Annotated in this window: 8 protein-coding genes; 2 read left to right on the top strand and 6 right to left on the bottom strand. The window is 40.9% G+C overall.

All coding sequences use genetic code 11. The annotated features are described in order from the left end of the window. Positions 1-62: 62 nt before the first annotated feature. Positions 63-545: a Uma2 family endonuclease gene (locus V7K69_RS12825; RefSeq protein ID WP_335034840.1), complete on the bottom strand. Its 483-nt coding sequence runs from the start codon at positions 543-545 to the stop codon at positions 63-65. 45 nt (positions 546-590) lie between these two features. Between V7K69_RS12825 and V7K69_RS12830 the strand changes: the two genes are divergently transcribed. Further along, positions 591-1,769: an ATP-binding protein gene (locus V7K69_RS12830; protein WP_335034842.1), complete on the top strand. Its 1,179-nt coding sequence runs from the start codon at positions 591-593 to the stop codon at positions 1,767-1,769. Here V7K69_RS12830 and V7K69_RS12835 read toward each other — a convergent pair. From V7K69_RS12835 to V7K69_RS12855, 5 genes are all read right to left on the bottom strand, one after another. After that, on the bottom strand, positions 1,763-2,638 hold the full coding sequence (locus tag V7K69_RS12835; RefSeq protein WP_335034844.1) for an SDR family oxidoreductase: 876 nt from the start codon (positions 2,636-2,638) through the stop codon (positions 1,763-1,765). The two genes, V7K69_RS12830 and V7K69_RS12835, sit on opposite strands and share 7 nt — an antisense overlap. A gap of 78 nt (positions 2,639-2,716) precedes the next feature. Continuing rightward, positions 2,717-3,460 carry a tetratricopeptide repeat protein gene (locus V7K69_RS12840; RefSeq protein ID WP_335034846.1) on the bottom strand — a complete coding sequence of 248 codons (744 nt, stop codon included), beginning with the start codon at positions 3,458-3,460 and terminating at the stop codon, positions 2,717-2,719. 546 nt (positions 3,461-4,006) lie between these two features. After that, positions 4,007-5,701 (bottom strand): beta-carotene ketolase CrtO, encoded by a 1,695-nt coding sequence (gene crtO, locus V7K69_RS12845; protein WP_335034848.1) that lies wholly within the window; start codon positions 5,699-5,701, stop codon positions 4,007-4,009. A gap of 109 nt (positions 5,702-5,810) precedes the next feature. Next, positions 5,811-6,569 (bottom strand): LmeA family phospholipid-binding protein, encoded by a 759-nt coding sequence (locus tag V7K69_RS12850; protein ID WP_335034850.1) that lies wholly within the window; start codon positions 6,567-6,569, stop codon positions 5,811-5,813. A 363-nt stretch (positions 6,570-6,932) separates the two neighbouring features. Further along, entirely contained in the window at positions 6,933-8,315 is a 1,383-nt protein-coding gene (locus V7K69_RS12855; RefSeq protein ID WP_335034852.1) for a cytochrome P450, read from the bottom strand. A gap of 185 nt (positions 8,316-8,500) precedes the next feature. Between V7K69_RS12855 and V7K69_RS12860 the strand changes: the two genes are divergently transcribed. Further along, positions 8,501-10,714: a phosphoketolase gene (locus V7K69_RS12860; protein WP_335034854.1), complete on the top strand. Its 2,214-nt coding sequence runs from the start codon at positions 8,501-8,503 to the stop codon at positions 10,712-10,714. Positions 10,715-10,990: the final 276 nt, after the last annotated feature.

Genomic DNA, 10,990 nt, shown 5'->3' on the forward strand with positions numbered 1-10,990 from the left:
TGTTTAATACCTAAGATTATTCATACTTTTGCTAAGTCTCTGATTAACTCAGCCCTGCTGGGTCATTTTGCATGGCTTAGTCTAAACTCCAGTTGTTGATAAACTTCTACAATTTGCTCGTTAATATCTACTAAGCAAACTTCAATTATGTTTGCTTCTGCATATAAAGGAATTTTCACTTCCCGGTCATACACGATAGTCGAATCAGAAACTTCAATTAGTAAAAAAATATCTTGTGGTTGGGGGTGTGCAGTGGCGTAGAAATCATCACGAAGTTTGAGTAATGCCACATCTGGCTGAGGTTCTGAATTATTGTTCAACACTACAGGATCTTGAATAGCAACGAGAACCCTATCCCTTAACTTGCGAGACAAGAGTTTGTTTAAGCACTTCACACAAGCAGCGTGTTTTGTCCCAATAGGTGACATCTCAATAATTTCTCCCCGTATCAGTTGCACCCGGTCATCCTCTGTGAGAATCCCCGACTCAACCATCTTATGATATTGCTCAACTGTGAATTTCCGTCTTAGCAATTGTACAGTCATGATCACCTCCACTGTTGCCTTATCTTTTAATTATTGTCCAAAATTATGAACTCACCACCCAAACCACCCACTGCAATCAATTCCAGAGGACATCCAAGGGAGTTTGAGCAAATCATTCAAGAAAAAAGCCACAACTTTGTCGGTCGTGAATTTGTCTTCACGGCTATTAACAACTTTCTGCACCGCCATAACCAGGGTTACTTCACTATCATTGGCGCACCCGGTAGCGGTAAAAGTGCCATTCTCACCAAATATGTGACAAACAATCCTCAAGTTATTTATTACAATGCCGAACTTGAGGGTAAAAATCGTGCTGACGAATTTCTCATAAATATCTGCACCCAACTCATTAATCAATACTCGCTTAATTACACCTCTCTCCCTAATAACGCCACAGAGGGAAGTTGGTTTTTCTCTAGTCTTCTCCAGCAAATCAGCGATGAGTTAGAATCTCATCAAAAACTGATAATTGCCATTGATGGGTTGAATTGCATTGACCGCAATAGTCAACCACCTAGTACAAATCTGTTTTATCTCCCCCGCTATCTCCCGGATAAAGTCTATTTCCTCCTCACTCGTAGACCTTTCTTGCGCGAGAAGTCGGGTTTATTAATTGAAACGCCGTCGCAAAGTCTTGATTTGGCAGATTATCCAGAAGAAAATCGGCGGGATATTCAAGCTTATATTCAAAATTACCTAACCCCTCAAGAGATCCCCCCAACCCCCCTTGAGAAGGGGGGCAATATTTCGCCCTTGTTAATGGGGGTTAGGGGGAATCTTAAATCTTGGCTGAGTAATCACCAGATTAATGAGGAAGATTTTTGCGATCGCATCACCACTTTGAGCGAAAATAATTTTATGTATGTTAGCCAGATCATAGGTGCGATGGCAGACAACTTCTACCCTGAATCTTTCGAGTACAATCAACTCCCACCTGGTTTAGAAGCATATTATCAGCAGCATTTACACAAAATGTTTACACCCGAACAAGGGACGGAACATAGCACAGATGTCTTAAATGTCTTAATACAGCAAGAAAAAGCAATATCTGTAGATACTATAGTTAATATAATCAATACAGATGAATACGAAGTTGAAGAAGTTCTAGAAAGTTGGCTTGAATTCTTACACCAAGAACAAATTGATGGAGAAATCCATTATAGTCTCTATCATTCCAGCTTCCGTCACTGGTTAGGTACACAACAAATACAATCTGATTATTGACTATTGATTAATTCCTGCAATTCTTCCCTTACAGATAATGGCTGATACCCCAATGCAAATGCTTTGGAACTATCCAAAGAAACATCTGCTGGTCTAGGTGCTGCCATTTTCACATCTTGTTGTCGGCAGGATTTCAGTCCAGTGCTAGGAAGCTGAAATACTTCTACTAATATTTGTCCAAAATCATAACGCGAAATCCGCTCTTTGCCACCTAAGTGAATGATACCGTTGACTTTTTCTAATGCTAATAAAAGTCCTTTGGCGGCGGTTGTTCCACTTACTGGTGTGCGAAATTCATCTATAAATAAACTTAGTTCTTTTTCTGCTTGTAAAGTCTCAATAAATGGCTGAATAAAGCTTTTAGCTGTGGGTGTTTCTGCACCAAACATTAATGGCATTCGACACACTGCGGTCATGGGATACCTTTCTAGCATATCTGCTTCAGCTATGGATTTTTGCTCACCGTAAAGATTGACAGGACACACGGCATCTGTTTCTTGATAAGGGGCATTTAAGCCATCAAAAACTAAGTCAGTTGAGGTAAAAGCACAAGGAATAGAATTATCTGCACAAAGTCCGGCAATATTGCAGGATGCGATGACGTTAATTGCGTGCGATTCTTTGGGGTTGGTTTGACAAAAATTTGGTTGCGAATGTGCAGCAGTATGAATAACTGCTTCTGGTTTGACATCATTAAATATGCGTTTCAATTCCTGAAAATTTGTTAAGTTCGCTTTTAACGTTTTAATGCCAGGAATCTCTAAAGGATGGGATAAATAAGTGCCATAAATCTCCCATTCTGGTATTGCAAGCTGGCAAAGATGCCATCCTAAAAAACCACTTACCCCGGTGATTAACAATTTTTTCATGTCTAACCGTAAACCGCTCAAGAAAAAATCCTTTCTACAGCAGGCTTATATTCTACACTGAGAGGTGCTGATAAAATACTATTGCACTAATTCCTGAAACTGCTTTTCACTACGCACTTTGCTAAAATCTGGGTCAGTTTTTGCTAATTTCTTGTATTTATCAGGAACAAGCTCGATTGCTTTGTCTAGGTTCTCAATTGCTAATTCGAGATTGCTTTGTAAAGCATAAGAGCAAGCTTTGTTGTAATATGCTTGGTGCAAATCTTGCTTAATAACGATCGCTCTATCATAAGATGCGATCGCATCCTTGTAGCGGTGTAGCTTTGTCAGTGCAATGCCTCGGTTAATTAAGGCTTGATATTTGTTGGGTTGGATAGCGATCGCTTTGTCGTAAGATGCAATAGCGTCTTTGTAGCGCTGCAACGATGTCAAAGCTATGCCACGATTATACCAGGCTTCATATTTGTTGGGTTTGATGGCGATCGCTCTATCATAGGATGCAAGAGCATCTTTGTAGCGTTGCAACGATGTTAAAGCTATGCCACGGTTAATCCAAGCTTCAGAACTCTCAACTTTGATGGCGATCGCTTTGTCGTATACTTTTATTGCATCTTCATAACGTTGTCCATCTAATAAATTATTACCTTGATGAAAAAAGTCTTCTGCTTTTTGGGTAGCCTTCGCTTCTATGAAAAGCTGGGTTACATTACTTTCTTGGACAACTTGTGTAGTATTTTCTATTGATGAGTTTGCCCCACCACTACAACCAAATGCAAAAAAAGCTATCAAACCAGATGCAACGAAGCAGCGCTGAACAATCATGCTGTACCTACAAAACTTATGAGATGATGTTAAAATTTGTTCTTTTTTGAGTATTATCAAAATACACTACTTTTTACCCATTAATTCACTTATCTGTTCAGAAAGAGCCTTGTTGACTACGCATAGATGTTTATTAAAATCAAGCGTAGGCTAGATTATCATATTAAATATACATAAAGCAATTACTTAGTACCTATTTCATTAAAAAAACAATTATTTATGTTGCTGTAGATATTGTGTAAATGTCGCCTGGTGTTGACATCGCAAGTGTTTGGTAATTTTCTAAGAGTGCAATGGTGTACTATCCGCCATAGGCGATCGTAATAGTCTTTCGCTAGACAATGATGTTAATTGCTTTACTTTGCAAGTACTTATCTAAGCTATAGCAATCCTAAATGAGTTGTGAAAATCGAGAGACTAAGATCCCCGACTTCTCAAAGAAGTCGGGGATCTTATTGTTCAAGAATGATCTAGGACTGCTATAATCATCATTCAAATTACGTCTTTGCGTCTTTTTAGCGATTGAAATTATGCAACTTAAAACCGCTAATTAATTCCAAACACTGATTCGACAGTTGACTTAATCGAATCTCTTGCATCCTTTAAAGTTTGGCTAATAGGATGTTTTGCCTGTAAAAAGGCGCGGGCACAATTGCGTCCCGGCATTCCTGAAATTGAACCACCTGGATGAGTACCAGCACCAGTCAAAAATAGATTATCAATTGGCGTTTTATAGTTGGCTATTTCTGGTAGGGGACGGAAGAATATCATCTGATCTAAAGTCATGTCAACATGGTAATAATTCCCTTTGTATGCACCTAATCTTTCTCCTAGTTCTGCTGGACTTTCTACACGACGAGCGATAGTTGCATTTTTGACATTTGGTGCATAGTCTGCCAATTTATCAACCACTCTATCTGCAACTTTATTTTTCAATTCATCTGTCCACCCAGTACCTTTTAAACCAGTGCCTTCTGCACCAGCAATTTGATAAGGGGCAAAATACTCAATCCATACAGTGTGCTTACCTGGTGGTGCTAATGTTGGATCTAAATAGCTAGGCATTACCACATACATTGATGGGTCAGCATCAGGAATCTCTCCCAAAGTGCATTTACTATGAGCCTGTTCTACATGAGCCACAGAATCAGCAATTAAGATAGAACCGACGAGATATTCATCTTTGTGAGCGTGGTGTGGAAAATGCAGTGGTTCGTCCAAAGCTAAGTCTATTTTGAGAATGGTTTCGTTGTTGTTAACGATGCGGCGTTCTAATCTTTCCCATAAATCAGGGTCGGCTCCATCAACATCGCTTTTATCAGTCATTTGTAAGAACAATCGTTTGGCATCAATATTAGATATAACCCCGTATTTGGCACGATATTCTTTACCACCAGCAACCCGCACACCTACAGCTTTGCCATCATCAATTAAAACTTTTTCAACGTGCTGATCTGTGAGAATAACGCCACCTTTACTTGTGACTAAATTCACTAAAGCTTGCACAAGTGCGCCAGTTCCGCCGCGAGGTCTGGCCATGCCAGGGTTATGACGCATCGCCATCATAATTGCACCAATGGCAAGGGTTTTTTGCGATGGTGGCGCACCAAGTTCTGATGATAATCTGGCTAATGGTGCTTTCAGAAATTCTTCATCAAACCACTCGTTAAGTAAATCTTCAGCGCTGGTTAACATCGTGCGAATGAAGTCCAGCGTTTTGTTAGGGGAACCAATAACTGAAAATAAATCTTTTAGTTTTGTAATGTCGTAGTTACCAAGGATGTCTATAATTGACTTTGGCGGTGCATTAAACATGGGAATCATTGCCCCTAGCGCTCGCTGCCAAAAATCTACAAATTCTGCGTATTTTTTGGCATCGCGTTCACTGTAACGGGCAATTTCTGCACAAGTCTTTTCCACCGACTTATGTCCTAAGAAATACTTACCATCAGGATGAGGACAGAAAACAACTGGATCGCACTCCAAATAATGCAAGCCGTATTTTTCTAGTTCTAATTCTTCAACAACCGGCCCCAAGTGAATAAATTCATGGTCAATAGCGCACAAGTTAAATTTAAATCCAGGAGCCTCTTGTGGTAGACATTCTTCAGTTGTTGCTGCACCACCTGGAACAGAACGCTTTTCCAATAACAGGACGCTATAACCAGCTTTCAACAAGTAGGCCGCACAAACTAACCCATTGTGTCCAGCACCGATCAGCACAACATCATACTCTTGCATAGTTGGAATTTAGAAATAAGTAGTATTCTGAAATAAATATTAGAAAAATTTTATTACATTTACATCATCCCTCAGTAACAAAAATTATTTTTAACTAGTGTCAATCCTACTAAGGAGATATTACAGGTAATGATGACGGTATTTGCTTTACTTGAGCTTCTAACATAAGTATTAAAGTACCCTTTTGTACTTCTATATCTTTGATAGAAAACGATATATCTTCCCATTTAAAAGATGGTGTGTTCATCAGTTCTTTAGCTTTCTGGATGAATGCTGTAATTAATTCTATTGAAATTCCCTCTCCCTCAGTGCAATTAAAACCCTCTAGCATAGCGGGTTGTGAATTAGTGCGTGGACGAGCGATCGCAGTGTAAGCTAAAGGGCGAGTATTTCCCTTTTCCTTTAACAGTACCTTTCCCTTAAATTCTATTTTGCCATCACCAGGTAAAAATACTTGAATTTCTTCTGGCTCAAAACTGACAATTTCCCCATCTACATTCAACTCAAAGTTTTGTATCTGGCTAAGAATAAACTCTGAGGACAAGGCACGGTTAATATCTACTTCTGTGAGTATAACGCGAGCAATGGTATTTACTGGCTCATTGAGTTCTATTTGACCAAAAAGAGCGCTAAAGGGATTGATGGCAATACTATCCGTTTGCAGTTTTATTTCCTGTACGCGAATGTCTTCTTTAATGACTAATCCTTGACCTGTAACTGAAACCCCATCCGCCTGTCCCTGAAGTATTTTTAACAAATCGGTTTGTACATCTATTTCTATTTGTTCTACTTCATCTAGCTGATTGGATATTTGTTTTTCAGCTTCTTGGGATAGAAATTGTTCTTCTAAGCGATGCTCATCAGGCATGAACTAGTAATTCTCCTAAATTTCTTCTTACTCGTAACTGTAAATGCTAATTCTGAAGAGGAAATCTATATTGGGGTATAGGTAATTTGTGATTTATAAATAAGACTGTGATATTGAAGCAGCGATCGCAAACCCTTTTATTAATTATTTATTAAGTTTAAAATCTATCTAAATAGATATAGCACTTCTTGTTTATATGCAATAGATTTTGACCTCACTCCAAACTAGCAGAGAGGCTTTGAATTTTACTCCCCTTCCCTTATATGAAAAGGGTTGGGGTTTAGGTTTCTATTGCACTCAACCAAGAAATCCTATAGATGGAAGTTGAAAATTTGCTGAACGCAACCATCAACCCCCGCCAGATCAAACAGTGGTTGTCTGTAAAATGGGAGAGTTCATCTGACGTTGACTCCTAACAACCATCTCAATGGGGCGATCTAGGCCTGTCACCAAACCACGGCGTTTAGGTCGTACTTCACCTTTAGTAACTAGCTCTAATTCCTTACTAGAAAGGATTTGAGCAAGTGCTAGCTTCATTTCCAACTGGGCAAATGCTAGCCCAATACAGCGTCTAGCACCACCGCCAAAGGGTAAGTATTCATAGGCAGAAAATTGCCGTTCTAAAAAGCGTTCTGGCTTAAACTGCTTAGGTTCTGGATAAATATCTTCCCGTTGGTGGGTCAGATAAATAGAACCAATTAGAACTGTACCCGGTTCTAATTCATAGCCACCTAGCGATATCGGTGTTCTTACTTTTCTGGGAAAAGTTATTATACCGACTGGATAAATTCGCAATGTCTCGGAACAAACAGCGTTGAGATAAGGTAATTTGAAAACGGTGCTGGGGTCTGGGTTATCGCCCAAGCTATCTAATTCTCGCAGTAGCTTTTGGCGCACTGATGGTATTTTGTGAATCCAGTATAATGCCCATGCTAAAGCTGTGGCTGTAGTTTCGTGACCAGCGACTAACAAAGTCATCAATTCATCGCGCAATTCTTGATCGGTCATGGGTTGACCGGCTTCATCTCTAGCAGCCATGAGTAAGCTAAGAATATCCGTGCGTGATGAATCTGGTTTTTCTCGACGTTCCCGAATTTCCTCGTAGAGGAGTTCGTCAGCTTCTTGTTGAAGGCGCATCTGGTTTCCCCAAAAGTTGATTGGCCCAAAATCCCTTTGAAAAGCTGGAAAATAAAGCAAAGCCACACTTAAACGAGAACTGGCCTTTTCCAAAAGCTCGCCCAAAAAATGCTGTAGTTTTTCGGCGCGAGGCCCTTCATGTAGCCCAAATACAGCTTGCATAATCACCCGCAGGGTAATAGCTTGAGCAGCAGACCGAATATTAAAGGGTTTACCTATCTGGTATTGGCTGATAACTTGCTTGGTGACATCGGTAATCACTTGGCTATAGTTTCGCATTCTTTCGCCGTGAAACGGAGGCATTAACAACTGGCGTTGACGCTGGTGTTCTGCACCGTTGATGGTAATCACAGAATGCTTACCCAATAAAGGTTCAAACAGCTGATTCAGATCGCCAGGTGCTTCCAATTCCTTGGTATCAGTTGTCAAAATTTGTTGTTGCGCTTGGGGGTTGCTGACAATCACCAAAGGAGGAAGATTTTTGTCTAATCTGAGAGTAAAAATCTCGCCATAGCTTTTGGCACAAGCTTCCATAAATAACATCGGATTAACAATCCAACGCAGCGCCTGTACAACTGCTGGAGTTTGCGGCCCATTTGGGAATTTCATAAATTTTTTTCCTGCTAAATATTTTTGCTAGTTCAACTAATTGAAATTTTGGTTACCTGACCATTTAAAGTACTTATTCTAACGTTGCACAAAAGCAATAAACTGTTACAACCTCGAAGATGTAAAATTTTGGTTAAATTCAACGAGCATCTACAGTTTCACCTATTCGTTAAAAGGTACTCAGCATGACTGCAATCTCCCCAAAGGCGTCCTCAGCGCTTCCCAATTTTTCTGAAGGGATTCAATATTTTGGTGAAGCTTTACCAGATTTTGAAACTTATGGTGCAACTCCTGCTATTGAGTCGGGCAAAATAGCGATCGCATCGACCACAGATAAAGCATCTGTATATCAAACTTTACTTGCTGCCGATGCCTTACGCTACCTAACCTTACAAGTTACCGCTAGCAAGGCTTCTGGGCATCCCGGCGGATTCGCCAGCCAAGCAGAAGCTTACGCATCTCTTGTCATGCTGGGATACAAGAACATTATTACTGAAGTCGGACACCACGCCCCCGGATTTTATAGTGCCATGTTCTTGGACCGTTCGCTAGAGGACATGGGAATTTTTACAGTCCAACAATTGCGCGATCGCTTCCGAGAAAAGCACGGACTTTTAGGACACCTTTCTGGTTACATTCCCGGTATTCTCGCACCTGCGGGGCCTTTGGGACAAGGGCAACACTTTGCAATGGCAGCTGCACTATTGCACAAAGATAAGCTGTTCCCCTTTACAGTTGGGGATGGTGGATTGGGTGAGCCTTATATTGTAAGTGCGATCGCACATTTCCATACAGCTTATCCTGCTACCACCAACTTCTTACCGGTGTTAGTGTGGAACGGTTACAGCCAAGAACATCACAGCATGGTTTCCCTAAAAACCAACGAACAGATGCAAGCATATTGGCAAGGTAACGGTTTTGATGAAGTCGTGTTAGTGGATGCCAAAGATTTCGACGATCAAAACCAGCCAGGGGATTACGTTGATAGCACCGCCTTTTCCTTCGAGAAACGCCTAGAATTTACGCAAGCAGTACTTTCGGGTGTAGATAAAGCAGCGCGATCGGCGTTGGGTGGTAAGCTTACCGTCTTCATTATTAAACAACTCAAAGGTGCAGGAGTCCACGCGCGCGGGGCAAAATCTCACAACTTGTATCCTAAAGATACGTTGGATGCGCCGCATATTGTTAGTGCATTGCAAACCCGTGCTTTGTCTGCGGAAGCTTGGCAATTAGTTAGAACAAATGCCGAACGCGCCGGTGGTGGCCCAGCAGCAAAAACTGTGGTGACAGAATTTGAATTTCCATTGCCAGAATTAGGCGAATTACCTTTAGAAGAATATGCAGTTGGTGGCGAACCAAAAGTTTCCACAACCGCGATGGGACGATTGGTAGGAATAGTTGGAAATAAAGATCGGAATTTCCTTGTCACCAACGCCGATGGTAACGAAGCATCTGGAATTGCTAATATCAACCAAGCATTAAAGATTATCCACCCCACAACCGATGACTTATATAACCAAGCACCAAATGGACAAGTTTATGAACCATTGAGTGAAGATGCTTGTGCCGGTTTAGCTGCCGGTTTAGCGTTAATGGGTGCAAGAACTTTGTGGTGTTCTTACGAATCTTTTGCCATCAACGGATTACCAATTTGGCAAACTGTAACCCAAGCAATGGCAGAATTACGCCGTCAAACTCCCTCGACTATTACTTTATTCACAGCAGGCGCATTAGAGCAAGGGCGCAACGGTTGGACTCACCAACGTCCAGAAATTGAAGCTTACTTTGCTTCGTTGATGCGAAATGGAAATGTTTTCCCATTATTTCCGCCTGATGCTAATAGTATTCAAGCCTGTTATGATTGGGCGTTGAAAACTAAGAATAAGGGAGTTGTGATTACAGCTAGTAAATCGCCGTTGCCAATTCGCACAACTTTAGAACAAACTCGTCAAGGATTGCGCGATGGTGCAGTGCTATTGCATGAAGTTGCTGGTGATAGACAAGTTGTATTTGCTGTAATTGGCGATTTAACATTAATGCCAGTATTTGAAGCTGCGGCTTTCTTAGAAACTGAAGGTATTGGTGTCAAAATTGTTTCTGTGATCAATCCTCGGCAATTGTACCGTAGCCATGATACTGCTTGGGATACTTGTTCTGAACCCGAAGGCGGTTTCTTAGATGATGCAGCATTTGCCGAATTATTTGATGGTGATGCGCTAATTGCGGTGACTGGTGGCGCTGCGGGGATGCTGGAACCTATTCTGTTACGGAGTACAGCCAAGCGCGACACCTTTGCTTGGAAGCGTGGGGAGACTACCGCGAGTGCTGGTGAGTTGATGGCATTTAATGGATTGACTGCTGAAGCGTTAACGAAACGTGCGATCGCGTTAGTCCATTAAATGATGTTGCATAAATACAGGATGATTTTATTGAATTTTCCTTTGCATTTCATCCCTAGATTTAGCAACGCCCATTAAATATAGCTGGAATTGTTCTACTTTTATCGCATTTATACGTATACAAACGCTGAAATTGCGTCGGAATGCGTATATTTGCGTTTTTTTATTGAAGAGAACTTAGCAACTGGAGTTTAGACTAAAAGCGATATGAGAGAAAGCAGACCAAATGGAATTAGAGGTTAAAAATATTATCTTGTCAGCCTGAAAGCATCCGCC

The organism is Nostoc sp., from assembly GCF_036917775.1.
Lineage (GTDB): Bacteria > Cyanobacteriota > Cyanobacteriia > Cyanobacteriales > Nostocaceae > Nostoc.

What these genes read in the sequence shown, in the direction of transcription:
- V7K69_RS12860 (WP_335034854.1), top strand. Translation starts at nt 8,501, where the DNA reads ATGACTGCAATCTCCCCAAAGGCGTCCTCAGCGCTTCCCAATTTTTCT.
- V7K69_RS12835 (WP_335034844.1), bottom strand. Translation starts at nt 2,638, where the DNA reads ATGAAAAAATTGTTAATCACCGGGGTAAGTGGTTTTTTAGGATGGCAT.
- V7K69_RS12825 (WP_335034840.1), bottom strand. Translation starts at nt 545, where the DNA reads ATGACTGTACAATTGCTAAGACGGAAATTCACAGTTGAGCAATATCAT.
- V7K69_RS12840 (WP_335034846.1), bottom strand. Translation starts at nt 3,460, where the DNA reads ATGATTGTTCAGCGCTGCTTCGTTGCATCTGGTTTGATAGCTTTTTTT.
- V7K69_RS12830 (WP_335034842.1), top strand. Translation starts at nt 591, where the DNA reads ATGAACTCACCACCCAAACCACCCACTGCAATCAATTCCAGAGGACAT.
- V7K69_RS12855 (WP_335034852.1), bottom strand. Translation starts at nt 8,315, where the DNA reads ATGAAATTCCCAAATGGGCCGCAAACTCCAGCAGTTGTACAGGCGCTG.
- crtO (WP_335034848.1), bottom strand. Translation starts at nt 5,701, where the DNA reads ATGCAAGAGTATGATGTTGTGCTGATCGGTGCTGGACACAATGGGTTA.
- V7K69_RS12850 (WP_335034850.1), bottom strand. Translation starts at nt 6,569, where the DNA reads ATGCCTGATGAGCATCGCTTAGAAGAACAATTTCTATCCCAAGAAGCT.